The organism is Leucobacter aridicollis (assembly GCF_013409595.1).
Classification (GTDB): domain Bacteria; phylum Actinomycetota; class Actinomycetes; order Actinomycetales; family Microbacteriaceae; genus Leucobacter; species Leucobacter aridicollis.
Window position 1 is genome coordinate 1597987 of record NZ_JACCBD010000001.1, and the last position, 22135, is coordinate 1620121.

A 22135-nucleotide genomic window follows, 5' to 3' on the forward strand; every position below is an offset into this window, starting at 1 on the left:
GAATCTGTGATGTCTGTAGAAAGCGCATCGTTCGATTCGTTTCGCCGAATAAACGAGTGCTAGATTCGTACCCCCGCAGTTCCTGAGACGCGGGCTCGCAGCGTCGGGCCGGCAGACCGGCGAACTGCTCCGACCGGGTCGCCGACGTCCCGCCGAGAGAGAGGACGTCGATGCGCACATCGATGGACCCCGCACGCATCACTAGCCATCAGCTTCCGCCCGCGATCGGACTCTACGATCCGGCGGAAGAGCATGACGCCTGCGGCCTCGCATCGGTTATCTCGCTGACGGGCGGCCCGTCCCACGAGATCGTCACGCTGGCGCTCTCGGCGCTCGAGAATCTCGAGCACCGTGGCGCGGTCGGCTCTGATGCTGGTACCGGTGACGGCGCCGGCATCCTCAGCGAGCTCCCGCACCGGCTCATCCGCGAGCGTTGCGTCGCCGCCGGCGTGCCCGAACCCGAACCGGGGGCCTACGCGGCGGGGCTCGTGTTCCTGCCACAGTCCTCGACCGAACCCCGCGCCGCGAAGTACCGGATCGCGAGCATCGCCGCTGACGAGGGGCTCGGCGTCGTCGCCTGGCTCCCCGTTCCGGTCACCGCGGACGTGCTCGGCCAGAGCGCGCTCGACGCGGCGCCCGAGATCGAGCAGCTCGTGCTCGAATCGGCCGCAGGCCCGATGGACACGCAGCTGCTCGAGCGGCGAGCATTCAGGGCCAGGAAGCGCATCCAGCACGAGACAGGCTGCTACCTGCCGTCGCTGTCGGCGCGCACCATCGTCTACAAGGGCATGGTGACGACGCTCCAGCTGCCCGGGTTCTACGACGATCTCAGTGACCCGCGCTTCGAGACCCGGTACGCGATCGTGCACTCGCGCTACTCGACGAACACGTTCCCGTCCTGGCATCTTGCGCAGCCGCTGCGGCTCGTGGCGCACAACGGCGAGATCAACACGGTGCGTGGAAACCGGAACTGGATGCGCGCACGCGAGGCCCAGCTCGAAGCCGACGTGCTCGGCGACGTCGAACCCCTGCTGCCGATCTGCTCGCCTGGCGGAAGCGACTCGGCAAGCTTCGACGAGGTCCTCGAACTGCTCGTGATGGGCGGACGATCATTGCCGCACGCCCTCGCGATGATGGTGCCGGAGGCCTGGGAATCGAACACCGCGCTCGACCCGCAGCTCGAGAATTTCCTCGAGTATCACTCGCTCGTCATGGAGCCGTGGGACGGGCCCGCCGCGATGATCGCCACCGACGGCACCGAGATCGTCGCGCTGCTCGACCGGAACGGGCTCCGCCCGGGCAGGTACCTCGTCACGACCGACGGCCTGCTCGTCATCGCCAGCGAGGCGGGCGTGCTCGACTTCGATCCCGAGCGCGTCGCCAGGCGGGGCAGGCTTCGGCCGGGCCGGATGCTTGCCGTGAACGTGGAGACCGGCGACGTGCGCGGCGACGCCGAGGTGAAGCGCGAGCTCGCCGAACTGGCACCCTGGGGCGAGTGGCTCGACGCCGGCCGCATCCGGCTCGCGGACGAGCCCGAGCGCGAGCCGCTCGTGCACCCGCCAGCCTCGGTTGCGAGGCGCCAGCGCACGTTCGGCTACACCGAGGAGGAGCTGCGGCTGATCCTCACCCCGATGGCGCTCACCGGCGGCGAGCCGCTCTCCGCGATGGGCTCGGACACGCCGATCGCCGTGCTCGCGGAGCGCCCGCGCCACGTACACGACTACTTTGTGCAGCAATTCGCGCAGGTGACGAACCCGCCGCTCGATGCGCTTCGCGAGGAGCTCGTCACGAGCCTGCGCACCGGTATCGGCCCGCAGCAGAACCTGCTCGCGGAGTCCGCGGAGCACGCGCGCCAGGTGATCCTCGACTTCCCGGTCATCAACAACGACGCGCTCGCGCGGATCCAGCACTTCGGCACGGACCCCGAGCGTGAGCGGTCCGTCACGATCCGCGGGCTGTATCCCGTCGACTACGGGGCGCGCGGGCTCGCGGACAGGCTCGACGCGATGTGCCGCGAGGCGAGCGCCGCGATCGCCGCGGGCGCCGAGTTCCTCATCCTCTCGGACCGCGACTCGAACAAGGATCTCGCCCCGGTTCCCACACTGCTCGCAGTGTCTGCCGTGCACCACCACCTCATCCGCGAGGGGGAGCGCATGCGGGTCGCCCTCATCGCTGAGGCTGGCGACGTCCGCGAGGTGCACCACGTCGCGACACTCGTCGGCTACGGAGCGGCCGCGGTGAACCCCTACCTCGCGATGGAGAGCGTGAGCCTGCTCGTTCGCGACGGGACGATCTCGGGTGTGACCGAGGAAGAAGCCACCTCGAAGCTCATCCTCGCGCTCGGCAAGGGGCTCCTGAAAGTCATGAGCAAGATGGGCATCTCGACGGTGTCGTCGTACTGCGGCGCGCAGACGTTCGAGGCGATTGGGCTCGCTCCCGACGTTGTCGAGCGCTACTTCACCGGGACGACGTCGAAGCTCGGCGGGGTCGGGCTCGACGTGCTGGCCGCGGAGGTCGCCGCACGCCATCGCGCGGCGTACCCCGACGACGCCGCCCCGCTCGCGCACGAACGCCTCAACACGGGCGGCGAGTACCGGTGGCGCCGCGGCGAGGAGCCCCACCTCTTCGACCCGGAGACGATCTTCAAGCTGCAGCACGCGACGCGCACCGGCAAGCGCGAGATCTTCGCGGAGTACACGTCGCGCGTGAACGAACAGCAGGAACGGCTGATGACGCTCCGCGGGCTCTTCACGTTCTCGCCGCAGCGTGCGGCGGTTCCCCTCGAGAGCGTTGAGCCAGTGTCCGAGATCGTGAAGCGGTTTGCGACGGGCGCGATGAGCTACGGCTCGATCTCGCCCGAGGCGCACGAGACCCTCGCGATCGCGATGAACCGGCTCGGCGGCCGCTCGAACACGGGCGAGGGCGGCGAGGCTGAGGAGCGGCTGCTCGACCCCGAGCGGCGCTCGGCGATCAAACAGGTCGCCTCTGGGCGGTTCGGCGTGACGAGCATGTACCTGACGCACGCGGACGAGATCCAGATCAAGCTCGCGCAGGGCGCGAAGCCGGGCGAGGGCGGGCAGCTCCCGCCCGGGAAAATGTACCCGTGGATCGCGCGCACCAGGCACGCGACGCCGGGCGTCGGCCTCATCTCGCCGCCGCCCCACCACGACATCTACTCGATCGAGGACTTGAAGCAGCTCATCTTCGACCTCAAGCGCGCGAACCCGGCCGCGCGGATCTCGACGAAGCTCGTCGCGCAGAGCGGGATCGGGCCCGTCGCCGCGGGCGTCGCGAAGGCGCTCTCGGACGTGATCCTCGTCTCGGGGCACGACGGCGGCACCGGCGCGAGCCCCATGAACTCGCTCAAGCATGCCGGTTCCCCGTGGGAGCTCGGCCTCGCCGAGGTCCAGCAGACGCTCATGCTCAACGGACTCCGCGAGCGGGTCGTCGTGCAGGCGGATGGGCAGCTGAAGACCGGGCGCGACGTCGTCATCGCCGCACTCCTCGGCGCCGAGGAGTTCGGCTTCGCGACCGCGCCGCTCGTCGTCTCCGGCTGCATCATGATGCGGGTGTGCCACCTCGACACCTGCCCGGTCGGCGTCGCAACACAGAACCCCGAGCTGCGCGAGCGGTTCACCGGGCAGGCCGAGCACATCGTGAACTTCTTCACGTTCATCGCGGAGGAGGTCCGGGAGATCCTCGCGAGCCTCGGGTACCGCACGCTCGACGAGGCGGTGGGCGACACCGCGGCGCTCGACGTCGACGAGGCGGTGCGACACTGGAAGGCGGAGGGCCTCGACCTGTCCGGCGTGCTCCGCGGGCCCGCGTTTTCTGCATCCGAGCCGCGCCGAAATGGCACCGCGCAGGATCACGAGCTTGACGCGCATTTCGACACCCAGCTCATTGGGCTCTCCGGCGACGCGCTGGAGCGCAGCGAGCCCGTGGTCATCGACCTCCCCATCGGCAACGGCGACCGCGCGGTCGGCACGATGCTCGGTCACGAGGTGACCCGCCGGTTCGGTTCGCAGGGACTCGCTCCCGAGACGATCGACGTGACGCTCACGGGGTCCGCCGGGCAATCGCTCGGAGCGTTCCTCCCGGCTGGCATCACGCTCCGCCTCGTCGGCGAGGCGAACGACTATGTTGCGAAGGGGCTGTCCGGTGGAGAGGTCACGATCCGTCCGCATCGCGCCGGCGGCCAGGAGACCGCGCCGGGGGAGAGCGTCCTCGCCGGCAACGTGATTGGGTACGGCGCGACGAGCGGGTCGATCTGGATCGCCGGTTCCGTCGGCGAACGGTTCCTCGTGCGCGGCTCCGGGGCAACGGCCGTGGTCGAGGGCGTTGGCGATCACGCGCTCGAGTACTTCACGGGCGGCTTCGCCCTCATCCTGGGCGAGACGGGTCGAAACCTTGGGGCCGGAATGTCCGGGGGAGAAGCGGTGATTCTCGACCTCGATCCGAGCACCGTGAACTCCGCCGAGCTCGCCGCGGGCGCCCTGCAGCTGCAGCGCTTCGGCGAGGCCGAGCTAGCGGGCGAGGCCGGAGACGCAGTCGCCGACCGAATCCGCGCGCTCCTCGCGCGTCACTTCGAGCAAACCGGCTCGCCGGTCGCGGCCGACCTGATCGCCGGGTTCGAGGCCGACCCCGAGGGCACGCTCGCCCGCTTCACCCGACTCATCCCGCGCGGGTACTCGCGCGTCTTGGACATCCGATCGCGCGCCGCCGCGGCGGGCGTTGACCCCGACGGCGGCGCCGTCTGGACCGAAATTCTGGAGGCGACTCATGGCTGATTCACGCGGATTTCTGCAGGTGCGCGAGCGCGAGCTCGCCCCGAAACGCCCGGTCGCGCTCAGGCTGCTCGACTGGAACGAGGTCGTTGAGCTGGGGGACAAGGCCGTCGTTGGCAGGCAGGCCTCGCGCTGTATGGATTGCGGCGTTGCCTTCTGCCATCAGGGCTGCCCGCTCGGCAACCTCATTCCCGAGTGGAACGACCTCGTGCACCGCGACCGCGGGCGCGAGGCGATCGAACGGCTGCACGCGACGAACAACTTCCCCGAGTTCACGGGCCGTGCGTGCCCGGCGCCGTGCGAGTCGGCCTGCGTGCTCGGCATCAACCAGCCTGCCGTCACGATCAAGCAGATCGAAAACCACATCATCGACGAGGCGTTCGCGGCAGGGTGGGTGACGCCGCAGCCGCCATCGCGCCTCACCGGCAAGACCGTCGCCGTTGTCGGCTCGGGCCCGGCAGGGCTCGCGGCCGCACAGCAGCTCACCCGGGCCGGGCACACCGTCGCGGTCTACGAACGCGACGAGGAGCCGGGCGGCCTGTTGCGGTTCGGCATTCCCGACTTCAAGCTCGAGAAGGCGCTTGTCGCTCGCCGAGTCGAGCAGCTCAAGGCGGAGGGCACGCGGTTCCGCTGCGGCATTGAGATCGGGCGAGACATGTCCTGGACCGAGCTCCGCCGCCGCTTCGACGCAGTCGTGGTCGCGACCGGGGCGACCGTGCCGCGCGAACTCGTGCTGCCGGGCAGGCAGCATGCCGGAATCCTGCCGGCGATGGACTACCTCGCGGCGGCGAACCGGGCGCTGGGGGCTGACGCTGCGGAGGCGCTCGCGAGCGGCGCCGAGACCGCGGCGGGCAAGCACGTGGTCGTGATCGGCGGCGGCGACACCGGGGCCGACTGCGTCGGCACCGCCCACCGGCAGGGGGCACTGTCGGTGACGAGCCTCGCGATCGGGAAGCGGCCCGGTGCGCTTCGGCCGACCGGCCAGCCGTGGCCGATGCACCCCACGGTGTTCGAGGTCTCGAGCTCGCACGAGGAGGGCGGCGAACGCGCGTATCTTGCGTCGACCGTCGAGTTCCTCGGTGACGGCGAGCGCGTGACCGGGCTCCGGGTCGCTGAGACCGGCTTCTCCGATTCCGGCCGCGGGCCGATCCCGGGAACGGAGCGAGACATTCCCGCGGACCTCGTCCTCATCGCCATGGGGTTCACGGGGCCAGAGGAGATCGCGGATCCCGGCCTCGTACTCGAGACGGACCCGAACGGCGCGTTCGCGAGGGCGAGCGACTTTTCCACTCCGCAGCCAGGGGTGTTCGTCGCGGGAGACGCGGGGCGGGGGCAGTCGCTCATCGTGTGGGCGATCGCCGAGGGTCGCGCCGCAGCCGCGGCCGTCGACAGCTATCTCATGGGGGCGACCGTGCTGCCGAGCCCGGTGACCGCCGCCAGCCGAGCGTTTGCTTAGAGCGGAAGCCCGGGGCGGCCGGCCGCATTCCCGGTGGCGATATCCTCGAAAGAAGTAACGCTGTTTCGTGAGGAAGGGATCCACAGATGACTTCGACCGTAGTGTTTGGTGGCTCCGGCTATGCGGGTTCGCACATTGTTGAGGCCGCCGCCGTGCGGGGCCTGCCGGTGACGAGCTTCACGAGGAGAGAATCCGCGACGCAGATCGCGGGCGTGACCTATAAGGTCGGCTCGCTGCTCGAACCGGCAGACCGCGCGGCGGCGCTTGCGGGCGCCGACGTGGTCGTGGTCGCCGTCGCGCCGCGCGGCGACATGGCCGGCAAGCTGCGCCCGGCGATCGCCGAGCTGGCGATCGAGGCGGAGGCCGCCGGCGTGCGTCTCGGGGTGATCGGCGGCGCCGGATCGATGCAGCGGGAAGCGGGCGGCCCACGACTCGCCGAGCTCCCCGAATTTGGGGACGAGTTCCGGCCGGAGGCGCTGGAGATGGGCGGCGTGCTCGACGACCTGCTCGCACGCGATGGTGAGCTCGATTGGTTCTTCGTGAGTCCGGCCGGGGATTTCGGCCCCTGGGCCGCGGGGGAGTACCGCGGCGAGTACCGGGTTGGCGGCGACGTCGTCTTGACCGACGAGAGCGGCGTGTCCGCGATCGGAGGCGCCGACTTTGGGGTCGCGATCGTCGACGAGATCGAGGAGCCAGCGCACCACCGTCAGCGGTTCACCGTGGCCTACTGAGCTCCTGGCAGGCCGGTACGCTGGGCAGGTGAATGTTGCACTCCTGTCCCAGCTTCGAGACGACCTGGCGCGTGCCCAGTACTCCCTGAACGGCCTCGCCGCGCTGTGGGGAGCCACCGCCGAGGGCGCGCGCAGGCGAGGCGTGTTCGCGCCCGCGCGCAGGGTCCTTGCGGGGCGGGATCAGAGCCCGCTTGTCACGCTCGGTCGACTCTTCCTGCTCGGCGAAGCGGTGAGCACCGAGGCGCTCGACGCAGCCCTGCCAGCGCTCGGGTCCGCGGGTGCGAGCGAGCTCGGGCTCGTCGCGTCGGACGGCGACGCGCGGCTGCGCGCTGCGCTGTCGCTCAACCCGGTGGCGCTCGTTGGCGAGGCGGCAGAGCGGGCGGCGGAGCGGGCGGCCGAGCGCGGCGGTTCGGCCGAGTGGTGGATCCTCTCCGACCTCGACGATGAGTTGCGCGGCGGCCCGGCGCGCCCCGACCACGTCATGGGCGTCGGGGGCGCGACGCGGACCCTGATCGCGCAGCTTCCGCCCGTTGCCGGCGGGTCAGCGCTCGATCTCGGCACCGGGTGTGGCATCGTCGCGATGCATCTCGCCGAGCTCGGGGCCGAGCGCGTCGTCGCGACGGATATCTCGGAGCGCGCGCTGATGCTCGCGGCGGCCAACGCTGAACTCAATGGGTTTGCTGGATCGATCGAGTTTCGCCTGGGGAACCTCTTCGAGCCGGTCGCCGGTGAAGCGTTCTCGCTCGTGGTCTCTAACCCGCCGTTCGTCATCACGCCTCGCTCGGAGGACGAGGGGGCACGCTACGACTACCGCGACGGCGGCATGACCGGCGACGAGCTCGCCGCGACTGTCGTTCGTACCGCGCCGGGCCATCTCGCGCCGGCCGGCGCACTCGTCTGCCTCGCGAACTGGGAGACCGAGTGGGGCGGTCGCGGCCTGGAGCGCGTGCGCGGCTGGATCCTCGACGCGGCCGATCGGAGCGGATACGCGCTCGACGCGTGGGTCATCGAGCGCGACAGGGTCGACACCGTGCAGTACGCCGAGACCTGGGCGCGCGACGGCGGCGCCAGGCCGGGGCAGCCCGAGTTCGACGGCATGCTTGCGGCGTGGCTTGACGACTTCGGCTCGCGCCACGTGGTGAGCGTCGGGCTCGGCGCGATCCACGTCCGGCGCGCAACCTTCGCGGCGGGCCCGGACGCCCAACTCGCGTCGGTGATCCACGCCGACCAGGCCACCGGCGCGCTCGCTGCTCAGGGGCTCGGCCCGGCGCTTAGCGCCACCTTCGCGGCGGGCATCGCGGCGGAGCGGGCGTCCGACGCCGAGGTGCTCGCCACCCGCTGGGTGCGTGCGGACGACGTTCGCGAGGAACGGATCCACACCCCCGGCGAAGAGTCGCCGAGCGCCATCACGCTCGTTGTCGACAGCCCGATCGGGCGCCGTGTCGCGGCAGACACCCTGCTCGCGGCCGCGATTGGGGCCTGTGACGGCGACCTCACGCTCCAGCAGATCGCCGACGCGCTCGCGACGCTGCTCGAGGTCGACCAGGCCGCTGCGCGCGAAGCCCTCGTCGCGGGCGCCCGCGAGCTCGCGTGGCTCGGCATGCTCGCGGCCCCCGCGCGATAGCAGCGTCGCGAGCTAGGAGAGCAGGCCGACGAGTCCGCGCACGAGCGTCGCCGCCGCGCCGGCGCATGCGAGCACGATCACCACGCGCCGCACCTGGGCTGGTGTCACGAGCCGGAGCAGACGCTCGCCAGCACCGATGCCGATCAGGATCGCACCAAGGACGATCAGCCAGAACCACCACTCGGTGGCGGGCAGCCCGGCCGGATCGAGCGCGAGCTTCGCGCCAGCGGACGCGAGGCCAGTGACGACGAAGTATGGCTGAAGCGTCGCGGCGAACGAGGCCTGCGGCCAGCGCGTGAGCACCGCATAGGCGCTGACCGCGGGGCCGCCGACCCCGGCGAGCGCGTTCGTCAGGCCGGAGAGGAAGCCAGCGAGGGCGCGGGGCGACCGCGGTTCCGTCGAGAAGCGCTCGCTCGTGAACAGCATGGAGAGCGTGAGCGCGAGCAGCACGATCGCGCCGACCGCGACGCCCATGACGTCGGGGGAGAGCCTCCCGGCGAGCACGGCGCCGAGACCCGCGCCGATGATCGCGAATGCCGCGAGCCACCGGAACATCGACCAGTCGACCTTGCGCCACACGCGGGGGAGGATCAGCGCGCTCGACACGACGCCGAGGATATTCACGAGCAGCACACCGGCGTGCCCGCCGAGCAGGAGGGTCATGATGGGAGAGACGAGCAGCGCGAACCCGAGGCCCGCCATGCGTTGCGCGGCGGACCCGACGATTGTCACGAGCACAACGAGGAGCCCGAGCGTGAGCGTCATCGAACGCGCCCGGCGGTCGTCGCGGCGGGAGTCGTGGTCCCGGTCGTCTCGAGGAATCGAATCGGCGCGAACATGTTCATCATTCTCACAGAGTCCGCGCGCGGCGTCGGGGTCCCGCGCCGCCTTGGGCCCGCGCGGTTGGCCCGGGGGCGCGGCTGCGTCCGGCTGGCTCGGTAAGATGGTGGGGTGATGCGTACCACCGATCTCCGCGGCCGCGAGCTCTCCCGTGGCGAACTGCTTGCTCTCGTTCCCCGCGCCGCACTCGGCGCCGACGACGCGGTTGAGCGCGTCAGGCCCCTCGTCGAGGCTGTCGCCCGCAACGGCGAGGCCGCCCTTCGCGAGCAGGCGCTCGAGTTCGACCGCGTCGAGGGCCACGCGCTCAGGGTTCCCGCCGAGGCTGTCGCGGCATCGCTCGACGGGTGCCCCGCCGACGTGCGCGAGGCTCTCTCTGAGCTCATCTCGCGCCTCCGGCTCGGGTCGGCCGCCCAGGTGCCGCCCACGGTCGTCACCGAGATCGGCGCAGGCGCCCAGATTACGCAGCGCTGGCAGCCGGTCTCCCGGGTCGGCCTCTACGCCCCGGGCGGTAAGGCGGCCTATCCGTCCTCGGTAATCATGAACGCCGTCGCCGCGCAGACGGCCGGGGTGCCCAGCCTCGCCCTCGCGTCACCCGCGCAGGCCGATAACTCGGGTCTCCCACACCAGGCGGTGTTGTGGGCGGCGGCGCTGTGCGGCATCGACGAGGTGTACGCGATCGGCGGGGCCGGCGCGATCGCCGCGTTCGCGCACGGGGTTCCCGCCATCGGGCTCGAGCCGGTCGACGTCGTCACCGGGCCGGGCAACGTGTTCGTCGCTGCGGCGAAGCGCGTCGTGAGCGGCAAGGTTGGGATCGACTCCGAGGCCGGCACGACTGAGATCCTCGTCATCGCCGACGATAGCGCTGACCCCCGATTTGTCGCGGCCGACCTCATCAGCCAGGCCGAGCACGACGAGGCCGCCGCATCGGTGCTCGTCACGGACTCTGAGGCGTTCGCCGCGAAGGTGAGCGCGGAGATCGCGCTCCGGGCCCCCCGCACGCAGCACGCGACGCGCGTGCGAACCGCGCTCGAGGGCCCGCAGTCTGCGGCGATCCTCGTCGACGACCTCGCGATGGCGGTGCGCGTCTCGAACGCGTACGGACCGGAGCACCTGGAGATCCAGACGCGCGACGACGCCGCGGTGCTCGCCGGCATCACCGACGCCGGCGCGATCTTTGTCGGCAGCTACACGCCGGTGAGCCTCGGCGACTACCTCGCCGGCTCCAACCACGTGCTGCCGACTGGCGGCACCGCCAGGTTCGCTGCGGGCCTCGGCGCGCATACGTTCCTCCGTCCGCAGCAGATCATTCAGTACGGCCGCGATGCCCTCGCAGCGACGGAGGGGCCGCTGCTCGCCCTTGCCGGCGCCGAGGGCCTGCCCGCCCACGGCGAAGCCGTCAGCACACGTTTCGAACAGGAAGGCAACTGATGCACTGCCCCTTCTGCCGCCACTCTGACAGCCGGGTCATCGACTCGCGCACCGCCGACGACGGCATGTCGATTCGTCGGCGACGCCAGTGCCCCGAGTGCGGCAAGCGCTTCACGACGACCGAAACTGCCAGCCTGACGGTGATCAAACGATCGGGCGTCGTCGAGCCGTTCAGCCGCGAGAAGGTGATGGTCGGCGTGCGCAAGGCCTGCCAGGGTCGCCCGGTGACCGAGGCCGACCTCGCGCTGCTCGCGCAGCGAGTCGAGGAGTCGCTCCGGCTGACGGGCGTCGCCCAGTTTGAAACTAACGACATCGGCGTGGCGATCCTGCCGCATCTCCGTGAGCTCGACGAGGTCGCATACCTTCGCTTCGCGAGCGTGTACCAGTCGTTTGACTCGCTCGACGACTTTGAGGCTGCCGTGCGCGATCTGCGGGCGAAGCGGGGCGGCCCGACGGCATCACAGGACGCGGCCGCTCCGAGCGCCGCGGGGGAGTGAGAACGAACGTGACAGCGACCCCGGATCGGCGCGCAGTGACGCCGTACAAGCTCCTCTTTCGCACGGTGCTCAAGCGGATGGATCCCGAGCAGGCACACCACCTCGCCTTTGCCGTCATCCGCGGGTTGCCGCTGCTCGGCGGCCTCGCGCGTCGGTTCTGCAAGCCACACGACTCGCTGCGAGTGCGGGCGCTCGGCCTTGAGTTCCCGAGCCCCTTCGGGCTCGCCGCGGGCTTTGACAAGAACGCGGCAGGCATCGCGGGGCTCGGCGAGCTGGGGTATGGGCACGTCGAGGTCGGCACGGTCACGCGCCACGCCCAGGACGGTAACCCGAAGCCGCGAATGTTCAGGCTCGTCGAAGACGGCGGGCTCATCAACCGCATGGGCTTCAACAACGAAGGTTCGGCTGCCGCGGTGCCGCGCATCGAGCGGGCGCGGCTCCGTCGGAATCGACCGATCATCGGGGCGAACATCGGCAAGAGCCGCGTGACCGAGGTCGAGGACGCGACCGCCGACTACGTGTGGAGCGCGGAGCGCCTCGCCCCGATTTCGGACTACCTCGCGGTCAACGTGAGCTCGCCGAACACGCCCGGTCTCCGCGGGCTGCAAGAGCTCGAGCTGCTCGAACCGCTGCTCGCCGCAGTAAAGGTCGCCGCGGGCACAACGCCGCTGCTCGTGAAGATTGCCCCTGACATGGGGGAGGAGCAGATCGACGGCATCGTCGCACTCGCCGTGCGGCTCGGCCTCGACGGCATCATCGCGACGAACACGACGATCTCGCGCGCGGGCCTCAGCGAATCCCCGGAACGCGTCGAGGCGATGGGTGCCGGCGGGCTGTCGGGCGCTCCGCTGCGGGAACGCTCGCTCGAGGTACTCGCACGCATCAGGCAGACTGCCCCAGTCGACTTCTGCGTGATCTCCGTCGGGGGAGTGACGACCGCCGCCGACGTGCTCGAACGGCTCGCGGCCGGCGCGACGCTCGTGCAAGGGTTCACCGCCTTCATCTACGAGGGGCCGCTCTGGGCCCGCGACATCAACCGCGGACTGCGCAAGGCGGGCTGGCGTCAGGCCGCGACCGCGCGATAGCCGCACTGGCCGGCGGGCCATGTGTCCCGAATACAGCAGTGGGGCCCGGACATCTGTCCGGGCCCCACTGCTGTTCGCCGTGACGCTTCGCGCCTCGCGGGCTGCTGAGTGCTACTTCGGGAACTCGCGGCGCTTGACCTGGGGCTTCGGCATCCGCAGCATGCGGAACTGCATCGCGCGCATCGCGCCGTACCACTTGAAGCCGGGCTGCACGTTGCCCTCGCCAAACTTCTCAGTGAGCTTCTTCTTCAAGATAAAGGTGAGCGCAAACGCGTCGACGATAGCGAAGAGGAGGAAGGCCCAGACGAAGAAGACGCCGTACACCTGCACCCAGCCCGGGAACATCGCGACAACCAGGAAGATCACCATGACCGGGATGAGTAGCTCGCCCGCGCTCCAACGCGCGTCAACGTAGTCGCGAACGAACCGGCGCTGCGGTCCGCGATCGCGCTGTGTGAGGTAGCGCTCCTCGCCGGCCATCATTCCGGCACGGGCACGCTCGCGCGCCTCGTTCTGCTGCTGGCGCTGTTGCTTGCGCAGCTCCTTATCCTGCGAGCCCACGATGGGGCGCGCGTTCGCAGCCTGGGCAACCTTGCGCGAGGGGGTGGGGCGGCCCTTGCCCTGCAGCTCCTCAGCCGCGTCCTCGTGGCTCGAACCTGCGGTGTCGTCTCGCTTGGCAGCGCTCATGATCGCTTGTGCATTCCTCTCGTCTGACCGCCCAATGGGGCAGTCTGTCTCTCACCCAAGCGTAGCGCCTCAAACGGGCGTAGACTGATGACGTCCGGTCTCGTTACCGCTATTTGTTTTGCCCAACGCGCGCTCAGCCCGCGGGACGCGAACAACACGCGGGGCGGATCGGTGGCCCAAGGAGCATCCGAAGAGTGGCCGAGAAAGCGGAGGAGAACGCATGAGTAACGACACTGCAGTACGCGAGCACGGAGTCGCGCTGAGCTCAGCAGCACAGGACAAGGTTCGCAGCCTGCTTAATCAGGAGGGCCGCGACGACCTGCGGCTCCGCATCGCCGTGCAGCCTGGCGGTTGCTCCGGCCTGATCTACCAGCTGTACTTCGACGAACGCTCGCTCGAGAACGACGCGGTCGTTGACTTCGAGGGCGTCGAGGTGGTCGTTGACCAGATGAGCATCCCGTACCTGTCGGGCGCCACCATCGACTTCGAGGACACGATCCAGAAGCAGGGCTTCACGATCGACAACCCCAACGCGCAGGGCTCATGCGCCTGCGGCGACAGCTTCGCATAAGTCAAGAATGTTCTGCCCACTTGGTCGCGACACCCCCGTTTGCGTTCGGGGAACGCTCAGGTTCGCGCTAAGCTAACAGGTAGTCATCAGTTTCGCCTGCCTGCGTGGGCAATGACCGGTAAGAATTCGAAAGGTATGCGGTGCGTTCCAATCGTGTAAACAAATGGGTTGCGGCCCCAGTCGCCATCGGCGCGGCTCTCCTGCTCGCTGGCTGCACTCCTGAGCAGCAGCGCGGCTTCCTCCCCGAGGGATCCACTCACGCCACGAACCACACGGAGGGCATCACCGCTCTCTGGGTGAACTCGTGGATCGTGCTGCTGGGTGTTGGTGTCATCACCTGGGGCCTCATTATCTGGGCAACCATCGCGTACCGTCGCCGTAAGGGCCAGACCGGCCTTCCCGTGCAGCTGCGCTACAACATGCCCATTGAGACGTTCTTCACGGTTGTCCCCGTGATCCTCGTGCTTGGTTTCTTCGCGTTCACCGCGCAGGAGCAGGCAAAGATCGAGGCTCGCTACGACAACCCCGAGAACGTCGTTGAGGTGTTCGGCAAGCGCTGGGCATGGGACTTCAACTACATCAGCGACGACGTCCACTTCCAGGGCGTCCAGGTGAAGACCGATGAGAAGGGTTCGGCTCTCCCCGAGACGATGCCCGTGCTCATGCTCCCCGTCGACAAGACGACGGAGATCCGCCTGGAGACTCGCGATGTCATCCACTCCTTCTGGGTCGTTGAGTACCTGTACAAGAAGGACATGATCCCCGGCCAGACCAACTACATGAGCTTCACGCCGACTGAAACCGGCACGTTCATGGGTAAGTGCGCCGAGCTCTGTGGCCAGGACCACTCGATGATGCTCTTCGAGCTTCAGGTTGTCGAGCAGGACGAGTACGACGCATACGTCGAGTCGCTCCGCGCTGAGGGCAACACGGGCCGCGTCGGCGAAGAGGCGAACGCGAACATCGAGTCGTTCCACGGCGACGAGGCTCAGGCCCAGAACGAGAAGAAGTAACGAGGGATAGAGAGATGAAGAAGGGTAACATCATCGTTTCGTGGATGACATCCACGGATCACAAGGTGATCGGGTACATGTACCTGATTAGCTCCTTCGTGTGGTTCCTTGTCGGCGGCCTCATGGCCCTGCTGATCCGCGCGCAGCTGTTCGCACCGGGCCTCGAGGTCATCGCCACCAAGGAACAGTACAACCAGCTGTTCACCATGCACGGCACCATCATGCTGCTCATGTTTGCAACGCCGCTCTTTGCCGGCTTCGCGAACGTCATGATGCCGCTGCAGATCGGTGCCCCGGACGTCGCGTTCCCGCGACTCAACGCCTTCGCGTTCTGGCTCTACACCTTCGGCTCGCTCATCGCGGTCGGTGGCTTCCTCACCCCGCAGGGCGCGGCATCGTTCGGCTGGTTCGCGTACGCGCCGCTGTCTGACGTGACCTACTCGCCTGGCGTCGGTGGAAACCTCTGGGTGCTCGGCCTCGGTATTGCCGGCTTCGGCACCATCATGGGTGGCGTGAACTTCATCACCACCATCATCACGATGCGTGCGCCTGGCATGACCATGTGGCGCATGTCCGTGTTCACCTGGAACACGCTCGTCACCTCGCTCCTCGTGATCCTGGTCTTCCCCGTGCTCGCGGCCGCGTTCTTCGGACTCGCTGCCGACCGTATCTTCGGCGCTCAGATCTACAGCGGCGAAGGCGGAGCAATCCTCTGGCAGCACCTCTTCTGGTTCTTCGGCCACCCCGAGGTGTACATCATCGCGCTGCCGTTCTTCGGCATCGTCTCCGAGATCTTCCCGGTGTTCAGCCGCAAGCCGATCTTCGGATACAAGACGCTGATCTACGCGACGATCGCGATCGCCGCGCTGTCGATGACCGTGTGGGCGCACCACATGTACGTCACCGGTTCCGTCCTGCTGCCGTTCTTCGCCCTGATGACGATGCTCATCGCGGTCCCGACCGGCGTCAAGATCTTCAACTGGCTGGGTACGATGTGGCGTGGCTCGATCACGTTCGAGACCCCGATGCTCTGGTCGCTCGGCTTCCTCGTGACCTTCGTGTTCGGCGGCCTCACCGGCGTCATCCTCGCCTCGCCCGCGCTCGACTTCCACCTCTCGGACACCTACTTCGTCGTGGCACACTTCCACTACGTCGTGTTCGGCACGGTCGTCTTCGCGATGTTCGCCGGCTTCTACTTCTGGTGGCCCAAGTGGACCGGCAAGATGCTCAACGAGCGCCTCGGCAAGATTCACTTCTGGGTCCTGTTCATCGGCTTCCACACGACGTTCCTCGTGCAGCACTGGCTCGGCGTCATGGCAATGCCCCGCCGCTACTACACCTACCTGCCTGAGGACGGCATCACCTGGGGCAACCAGCTGTCGACGATCGGCGCGGTTATCCTTGGCGCCTCGATGATCCCCTTCCTGCTCAACGTGTACATCACGTCGCGTCGCGCACCGAAGGTGACCGTCAACGACCCGTGGGGCTACGGCCGCTCGCTCGAGTGGGCAACCTCTTGCCCGCCGCCGCGCCACAACTTCACCTCGATTCCGCGTATTCGCACCGAGTCGCCGGCGTTCGATCTCAATCACCCCGAGGTGAGTGGCATCGAGCAGCCCAAGCCCGCCTCGGTTCCCGAGTTCGTCGAGCCGACGAAGTAACCAGAGGAGCTATTCGCTATGAAATCGAACATCGTCATCCTCTGGGTGCTCACCGCGTACTTCGCAGTACTCGGTGCGGTCTACACGATCTGGAACCTGATCGAGCACGGCTACGTTGAGTGGTCGGGGAGCGCGACAATCATTGGCGCCGCGTTCCTTGGCGGATTCATCGCCGTCTACCTCATGCTGACCCAGCGCAAGCAGGGCGGCGTGCTGATCGAGGACCGCGACGATTCGGACATCGACGATGGGGATCCTGAGCTCGGCGAGTTCAGCCCCTGGAGCTGGTGGCCGCTCGTGCTGGCACTCGCGATTTCGCTGGTCGTGCTCGGCATGTGCCTCGGGTTCAACTTCTGGATCTCATTCCTGTCGCTGCCGCTCGTGATCGTCAGCATCGTGGGCTGGGTCTACGAGTACTACCGCGGACACTTCGCGAGGTAACTAGACATCGTGGCAATCACCATTCGCCGGGGCCAGGCCGAGGACGCGGAAGCGCTCCTCGGCCTGGCCCGTCAGTTCACCACTGGCCGCGAGCCCATTGGCCGTGACGACTTCCAGGTCGCCTACGACAACGTGCTCCGCCGCCGTGACCAAGAGACCAATGTGCTCTTCGTAGCCGAGTCCGATGGCGTCATCGCCGGCTACTCCCTCATGACCGTCTCCCGGCTGCTCCACGCTCCGGGACTCACCGCTCACCTCCAGGAGATCGTCGTCGACGAAGCCTCTCGAGGCCTCGGCATCGGCGATCGCCTGATGTCCGCGAACGAGCACTACTGCATGGGACGAGGCGTGCGTCAGCTGTCGGCTTCGACGGCGCGTATCGGCTCGTTCTACAACCACCGCGGCTTCGAGGCTGTCGGTGAGCACTACCGCAAGATTCTCGAGCTGGAATAGGCCTTGAGTGGCGCCTCGCTTCGCGCTGCCACCGGTGCACGTCGACCCCGTCGACGCCCGGGGGAGAACCGAGCGGGCTTGATTATCGCCGGAACCATTGAGTTCGGGCTGCACGGGTACGCCGGCGCGCAGACTTCCGCAATCGCGGTGCGCGCCGGCGTTTCTCAACCCAACGTCTACGCAAACTTCGCGTCAAAGCGCGAGCTGTTCCTTGCCTGTATCGGCGAGCTCCCACTGGTGGTCGAGGAACTAGCCCCGGGCGGGCAGCTGGAGGAGCAGCACGCGCTGCTCTTGTTTCAGGCGGTCGCCGCGGTGCGCGAACCTGCGCTGTCGCCCGAGCTTGGCGAGCTCCTGCGCGAACTTCGCTCCAGCCTTGGCGCCGCCCGCTTCTCTGATGCGCTCTCAGGGGCGGCCGCGATCCTGCTCCGCTGACGGCAGTGCCGGGCCCCACTGGCGTGGGGCGCCCCACTGCGCCCCGCCCCGCGCTCTGGCCGCGTTCTGCAACGACGCGGCGCAGCGAGGCGCTCGGCAGCGCTCTGCCGTGACGCGGCGCGCTGCCCTCACCTGATCCTCTCACGTCCAAATTTTCCATTCCACTTGAAACGGCGCGGCTATTTGGGGATGAAGCGAAAATTTGAGGGGGTTTGGACGCGCTTGAGGCGCAGACGACTACACCGCCGGCGGCGCTCGAGTGATGAATGATGCGCGTTGGGCCGTGTGCGGCTCCGAGGTCAGAGTTACGCTGACAACGGCGACCGCGGCCCCTCTGCGCGTCCGAGCGTGAGCTGTGGGGCGTTGGCGAGGCCTCGAGAGGATGCGATCCGCCCCGGGGACCCACCCTCAGAGAGACACGGCAACACGCTACGGGCTCCAGGTACCTGAGAGGGCACGAATGGCCGCGTAAGGACCTTGGGGACGTCAGCCCAGCCTCGGATCCAATATGGGTGTACTCGAACACCGGGGTGCGCCTTCTGGGCCCGGCTACGGTGCTGGGCCCATTCATCTGGCCGCACTGACGACAGGCAGCGTCTACGCCTCACTGGTAGTGGCGTAGCCCTGCACCACCCGACAGATTGCGCCTGAGGGGCGCTGGGCTACAAGGCACCCTTCCGGTAGGGGAGCGAGATGCGCAGGCGGAATAGGTGAGAGAGAGCGGCGCGGCGTCGCGCACATGGCCCGCCCCGGTGTTGAGTGTGGACCACGCTCGATGCAGGAACGCCTGAAGGCCGGCGCAGCATGAGCCCGGCAAACGAGAAGACCCCCACCGAGCATAAGCTCGGTGGGGGTCTCTCTCAGCGAGGAGAACTCGACCTAGTGGCCGTGGTCCTTGCTCGACTCGATCTCGCCCTGCGTCGGCGGCACGATGCGGTCCTCGAAGAACCAGCGCGTGAAGCCTGCACGCAGACGCTTCCCGAAGGGGATGCGGCCGTCGTCGTTCGGACGGAGCATGACGGGTGCGTAGTCGTGGTAGCTCACAAGCTCCCAGCGCTCGTAGTCGCTGACGGGCTTGTGGACCTCGACGAACTCGCCGCCGGGGAGGCGGACGATGCGACCCGACTCGTAGCCGTGAAGCGCGATCGAGCGATCCTTCTTCTGGAGCGCGAGGCAGATGCGCTTCGTGACGATGTACGCAACGATCGGTCCGACGATGAGCAGCGCCTGCAGCGCGTGGATAACGCCCTCAATGGAGAGCTGGAAGTGCGTCGCCATCAGGTCGGAGCTCGCAGCTGCCCACATGACCGCGTAGAACGTGACGCCAGCTGCACCGATAGCGGTACGGGTCGGCGCGTTGCGCGGGCGGTCGAGGATGTGGTGCTCGCGCTTGTCGCCGGTGACCCACGCCTCAATGAAGGGGTAGATCGCGACGAGCACGATGAAGCCGCCCATGATGATCACGGGGATCAGCATGTTCCACGACCAGGTGTAGCCGAACCACTCGGTCTCGAGCCCCGGCGGGATCAGACGCAGCATGCCGTCGGCGAAGCCGATGTACCAGTCAGGCTGGGTACCCGCGGAGACGGGGGAGGGATCGTACGGTCCGTACATCCACACCGCGTTAATTCCGAAGAACGTCGCGATCAGCACGATCACACCGAACACGATGAAGAAGAAGCCGCCGGCCTTCGCCGCGTATGCGGGGAGCACGGGGTAGCCAACAACGTTGCCCTGGGTCTTGCCCGGGCCGGGGTACTGCGTGTGCTTGTGGATGACCACGAACATGAGGTGCAGTGCGACGAAGAGGATCACCAGTGCCGGAAGCACCATGATGTGGAGCATGTACAGGCGGCCGACAATGTCGACGCCGGGGAACTCGCCACCGAAGAAGAGGAAGGAGAGCCAGGTACCCACAACAGGGAACGACTTCAGGAGGCCGTCGATGATGCGGAGGCCGTTACCCGAGAGAACGTCGTCGGGGAGCGAGTAGCCGGTGAAGCCCTCGCCCATCGCCAGGATGAAGAGGACGAAGCCGATGACCCAGTTGAGCTCGCGCGGCTTGCGGAATGCGCCGGTGAAGAAGATGCGGAGCATGTGCAGGCCGATCGATGCCACGAACAGCAGGGCCGCCCAGTGGTGGACCTGACGCATCAGGAGGCCGCCGCGAACCGAGAACGACAGGTCGACAGTCGACGCCATCGCGGCCGACATCTCGAGACCCTTCATCGGGACGAACGGGCCGTCGTAGACGACCTCAGCCATCGTCGCCTGGAAGAACAGCGTGAGGAACGTGCCCGAAAGCAGGATCACGACGAAGCTGTACAGGGCGACCTCGCCGAGGAGGAACGACCAGTGATCGGGGAAGACCTTACGACCGAACTCCTTGACTGCAACGCCAACCTTCGTGCGCTCGTCGATGTAGTTCGCCGCCTTGGCGGTGAAGGTGCTTGAACCGCTCTGCTGAGTCGGCTTTTCAGTTACGGTGCTCACTTGAGGCGCTCCCAGTAGCTCGGACCAACAGGTTCAGTGAAGTCGCTGCGCGCGATGAGGTAGCCATCAGCGTCGACCGTGATCGGCAGCTGGGGCAGCGGGCGCTTCGCCGGGCCGAAGATGACCTTCGCCTCGTCCGCGACGTCGAACTGCGACTGGTGGCAGGGGCACAGCAGGTGGTGGGTGTGCTGCTCGTTCAGGGCAACGGGGCAACCGACGTGCGTGCAGACCTTCGAGTACGCGACGATGCCGTTGTACGACCAGTCCTTGCGCTCGGGGCGCTCCTTGAGATCCTTCTCGTCGAGACGGATAAGGAGAACGATGGCCTTCGCCTTCTCGTTGAGGACGTCCTTCGCAGTGCCGAGGTTCTCGGGCACGACGTGGAACACGGAGCCGACGGTGACGTCAGCGGCGCGGATAGCCTCGCCGACCTTGTGGCCGCCGTTGTCGCGTGCCAGGCGGATGCCCTTGTCCCACATGGTGTGGCGAAGCACCTCAACGGGGTCGATGTCCTGCGGGGCGAGGCTGCGCAGCAGCGTGATGCCGGGAAGCGGGAACGCGATCAGCGCGCCGAGGAGGCTGTTGCGCACGAGGGTACGGCGCGAGAAGCCCGATTCCTCGTCAGCGACGGCGAATACCTCTGCAGCGGTCTCGCGGGTCTCCTCGTCGCTCGGCGTCGGGTGACGCAGATCGATCGCCTCGACGTCCGACATGAGCGACTTGCCCCAGTGGACAGCGCCGATGCCGAGCGCAAGCAGTGCGAGTGCCATGCCCGAGCCGACGAAGATGGTGTGCAGGCGGATAGCCGCCGGGTCACCGGTCTCGATCGGGAAGAACATGTAGGCAAGCACCGAACCGAGGCTGCCAACGATTGAGAGGTAGAAGAGGGAGTAAACAGCGCGCTCTGCGCTCTTCTCCTTCTTAGGATCCAGCTCCGTCACACGCTTGCGGTGCGGGGGAAGGCCCGGGTTCTGCACGGCGTCACTCGAAATGACCGCGGCACCAGCCGAAGACACCTCCGCGCCGTGGCTCTGGGCGGCAACAACGGCGCTATCGCCGCCGCTGCTCTTCGCTTCCTCTGCCATTTTGCTCCTTGATTCCTGAAAAATTGAGATGCTGTGCGATGTCGACTAGTTCGACTTCGCGGTGACCCAAACGGTGAGTGCGACGATCGAGCCGAGCCCGATGATCCAGATGAACAGACCCTCAGCAACCGGGCCGATCGAGCCGAGCGAGAAACCGCCGATCGAAGGCTTGTCCTCAATGTACTTGAGGTAGGTGATGATGTCGGCCTTCTGCTCAGGCGTGATGTTCGCGTCGCTGAAGACGGGCATGTTCTGCGGGCCGGTCACCATAGCGTTGTAGATGTGCGTCGGCTCGACACCGGTCAGCGGGGGAGCCCACTTGCCCTGGGTCAGCGCGCCACCTGCGCCGGCGACGTTGTGGCACATCGCGCAGTTGATGCGGAACAGTTCGCCACCGCGGGCCGCATCGCCGTCAGCCGCGAGCAGCTTCGGGTCGGGAAGCTCGGGTCCCGGGGCGAGCGAAGCCACATACGCAGCCATCTGGAGCGTCTGCTCCTCGGTGAACTGCTTCGGCTTGACCATGCCCTGCGGGCCCTGGAACGCGAGGGGCATGCGGCCGGTGCCAACCTGGAAGTGCACGGAAGCCGCGCCCACGCCGATCAGCGAGGGGCCGTCTTCGCCGGAGCCCTGAGCGCCCATGCCGTGGCAGGTCGCGCAGTTTGCGGCGAAGAGCTTTTCGCCTTCCTTAATGACGGCGGGGGAGGAGAGATCTACCTCAGCGGTCGCAGACGTGGTGCTGATACCTGCGTATGCGGCACCGGTGACAACCAGGCCGACTGCGAGCAGTGCGGCGGTCGCGAGTGGGTGACGACGACCCGACTTTGCTGGGTTCTTCTTGGCGCGAGCCATGA

The 22135-nt window shown here is 67.8% G+C and carries 18 protein-coding genes; 13 read left to right on the top strand and 5 right to left on the bottom strand.

All coding sequences use genetic code 11. The annotated features are described in order from the left end of the window. Positions 1–170: 170 nt before the first annotated feature. From gltB to BJ960_RS07365, 4 genes are all read left to right on the top strand, one after another. Positions 171–4790, top strand: a complete 4620-nt coding sequence (gene gltB / locus BJ960_RS07350; protein ID WP_237463814.1) for a glutamate synthase large subunit — start codon at positions 171–173, stop codon at positions 4788–4790. Next, positions 4783–6243 carry a glutamate synthase subunit beta gene (locus BJ960_RS07355; RefSeq protein ID WP_185986814.1) on the top strand — a complete coding sequence of 487 codons (1461 nt, stop codon included), beginning with the start codon at positions 4783–4785 and terminating at the stop codon, positions 6241–6243. Before gltB ends, BJ960_RS07355 begins: the two co-directional genes overlap by 8 nt. A gap of 86 nt (positions 6244–6329) precedes the next feature. Next, positions 6330–6974, top strand: a complete 645-nt coding sequence (locus tag BJ960_RS07360) for an NAD(P)-dependent oxidoreductase (protein WP_185986815.1) — start codon at positions 6330–6332, stop codon at positions 6972–6974. A 28-nt stretch (positions 6975–7002) separates the two neighbouring features. Continuing rightward, positions 7003–8598 (top strand): DUF7059 domain-containing protein, encoded by a 1596-nt coding sequence (locus BJ960_RS07365; RefSeq protein ID WP_185986816.1) that lies wholly within the window; start codon positions 7003–7005, stop codon positions 8596–8598. 12 nt (positions 8599–8610) lie between these two features. Here BJ960_RS07365 and BJ960_RS07370 read toward each other — a convergent pair whose 3' ends face one another. Further along, positions 8611–9363 carry a sulfite exporter TauE/SafE family protein gene (locus BJ960_RS07370; RefSeq protein WP_185986817.1) on the bottom strand — a complete coding sequence of 251 codons (753 nt, stop codon included), beginning with the start codon at positions 9361–9363 and terminating at the stop codon, positions 8611–8613. Between the two features lie 189 nt (positions 9364–9552). Here BJ960_RS07370 and hisD point away from each other — a divergent pair, with 189 nt between their 5' ends. From hisD to BJ960_RS07385, 3 genes are read left to right on the top strand one after another with little or no spacing between them, the layout of a single operon-like run. Next, positions 9553–10866 (top strand): histidinol dehydrogenase, encoded by a 1314-nt coding sequence (hisD, locus tag BJ960_RS07375; protein WP_185986818.1) that lies wholly within the window; start codon positions 9553–9555, stop codon positions 10864–10866. After that, entirely contained in the window at positions 10866–11363 is a 498-nt protein-coding gene (nrdR, locus tag BJ960_RS07380) for a transcriptional regulator NrdR (protein ID WP_185986819.1), read from the top strand. Before hisD ends, nrdR begins: the two co-directional genes overlap by 1 nt. Before the next feature lie 8 nt (positions 11364–11371). Continuing rightward, the gene (locus BJ960_RS07385; protein ID WP_307814737.1) at positions 11372–12448 is read left to right on the top strand and encodes a quinone-dependent dihydroorotate dehydrogenase; all 1077 of its coding nucleotides are present in this window, start codon (positions 11372–11374) and stop codon (positions 12446–12448) included. 111 nt (positions 12449–12559) lie between these two features. Here BJ960_RS07385 and BJ960_RS07390 read toward each other — a convergent pair whose 3' ends face one another. Next, positions 12560–13135: a DUF3043 domain-containing protein gene (locus BJ960_RS07390; protein ID WP_185986820.1), complete on the bottom strand. Its 576-nt coding sequence runs from the start codon at positions 13133–13135 to the stop codon at positions 12560–12562. 220 nt (positions 13136–13355) lie between these two features. Here BJ960_RS07390 and erpA point away from each other — a divergent pair, with 220 nt between their 5' ends. The 6 genes from erpA to BJ960_RS07420 all read left to right on the top strand — a co-directional run bounded on the left by erpA (position 13356) and on the right by BJ960_RS07420 (position 17706). Continuing rightward, positions 13356–13706, top strand: coding sequence for an iron-sulfur cluster insertion protein ErpA (gene erpA / locus BJ960_RS07395; protein ID WP_121078242.1), 351 nt, complete (start codon positions 13356–13358; stop codon positions 13704–13706). Positions 13707–13846: 140 nt separating this feature from the next. Next, entirely contained in the window at positions 13847–14719 is an 873-nt protein-coding gene (ctaC, locus tag BJ960_RS07400; protein ID WP_121078240.1) for an aa3-type cytochrome oxidase subunit II, read from the top strand. 14 nt (positions 14720–14733) lie between these two features. Next, entirely contained in the window at positions 14734–16380 is a 1647-nt protein-coding gene (gene ctaD, locus BJ960_RS07405; protein ID WP_119279569.1) for an aa3-type cytochrome oxidase subunit I, read from the top strand. Positions 16381–16398: 18 nt separating this feature from the next. Further along, positions 16399–16821: an aa3-type cytochrome oxidase subunit IV gene (gene ctaF, locus BJ960_RS07410; RefSeq protein ID WP_185986821.1), complete on the top strand. Its 423-nt coding sequence runs from the start codon at positions 16399–16401 to the stop codon at positions 16819–16821. 9 nt (positions 16822–16830) lie between these two features. Next, entirely contained in the window at positions 16831–17274 is a 444-nt protein-coding gene (locus BJ960_RS07415; protein ID WP_121071892.1) for a GNAT family N-acetyltransferase, read from the top strand. Between the two features lie 78 nt (positions 17275–17352). Beyond that, positions 17353–17706 (top strand): TetR/AcrR family transcriptional regulator, encoded by a 354-nt coding sequence (locus tag BJ960_RS07420; RefSeq protein WP_202229229.1) that lies wholly within the window; start codon positions 17353–17355, stop codon positions 17704–17706. 879 nt (positions 17707–18585) lie between these two features. On the opposite strand, the gene qcrB is transcribed toward BJ960_RS07420, so the two are convergent. Genes qcrB through qcrC form a run of 3 tightly spaced genes read right to left on the bottom strand, consistent with a single transcriptional unit; the run spans position 18586 to position 22133 of the window. Then, positions 18586–20199: a cytochrome bc1 complex cytochrome b subunit gene (gene qcrB / locus BJ960_RS07425; RefSeq protein WP_185986823.1), complete on the bottom strand. Its 1614-nt coding sequence runs from the start codon at positions 20197–20199 to the stop codon at positions 18586–18588. Continuing rightward, a complete protein-coding gene (gene qcrA / locus BJ960_RS07430) occupies positions 20196–21284 on the bottom strand; it encodes a cytochrome bc1 complex Rieske iron-sulfur subunit (protein ID WP_121071902.1) in 1089 nt (362 codons plus the stop codon). The genes qcrB and qcrA overlap by 4 nt, the downstream gene beginning before the upstream one ends. A 45-nt stretch (positions 21285–21329) precedes the next feature. After that, positions 21330–22133, bottom strand: coding sequence for a cytochrome bc1 complex diheme cytochrome c subunit (gene qcrC / locus BJ960_RS07435; protein WP_121071904.1), 804 nt, complete (start codon positions 22131–22133; stop codon positions 21330–21332). Positions 22134–22135: the final 2 nt, after the last annotated feature.

What these genes read in the sequence shown, in the direction of transcription:
- gltB (WP_237463814.1), top strand. Translation starts at nt 171, where the DNA reads ATGCGCACATCGATGGACCCCGCACGCATCACTAGCCATCAGCTTCCG.
- BJ960_RS07355 (WP_185986814.1), top strand. Translation starts at nt 4,783, where the DNA reads ATGGCTGATTCACGCGGATTTCTGCAGGTGCGCGAGCGCGAGCTCGCC.
- BJ960_RS07360 (WP_185986815.1), top strand. Translation starts at nt 6,330, where the DNA reads ATGACTTCGACCGTAGTGTTTGGTGGCTCCGGCTATGCGGGTTCGCAC.
- BJ960_RS07370 (WP_185986817.1), bottom strand. Translation starts at nt 9,363, where the DNA reads ATGACGCTCACGCTCGGGCTCCTCGTTGTGCTCGTGACAATCGTCGGG.
- hisD (WP_185986818.1), top strand. Translation starts at nt 9,553, where the DNA reads ATGCGTACCACCGATCTCCGCGGCCGCGAGCTCTCCCGTGGCGAACTG.
- nrdR (WP_185986819.1), top strand. Translation starts at nt 10,866, where the DNA reads ATGCACTGCCCCTTCTGCCGCCACTCTGACAGCCGGGTCATCGACTCG.
- BJ960_RS07390 (WP_185986820.1), bottom strand. Translation starts at nt 13,135, where the DNA reads ATGAGCGCTGCCAAGCGAGACGACACCGCAGGTTCGAGCCACGAGGAC.
- erpA (WP_121078242.1), top strand. Translation starts at nt 13,356, where the DNA reads ATGAGTAACGACACTGCAGTACGCGAGCACGGAGTCGCGCTGAGCTCA.
- ctaD (WP_119279569.1), top strand. Translation starts at nt 14,734, where the DNA reads ATGAAGAAGGGTAACATCATCGTTTCGTGGATGACATCCACGGATCAC.
- ctaF (WP_185986821.1), top strand. Translation starts at nt 16,399, where the DNA reads ATGAAATCGAACATCGTCATCCTCTGGGTGCTCACCGCGTACTTCGCA.
- qcrA (WP_121071902.1), bottom strand. Translation starts at nt 21,284, where the DNA reads ATGGCAGAGGAAGCGAAGAGCAGCGGCGGCGATAGCGCCGTTGTTGCC.
- qcrC (WP_121071904.1), bottom strand. Translation starts at nt 22,133, where the DNA reads ATGGCTCGCGCCAAGAAGAACCCAGCAAAGTCGGGTCGTCGTCACCCA.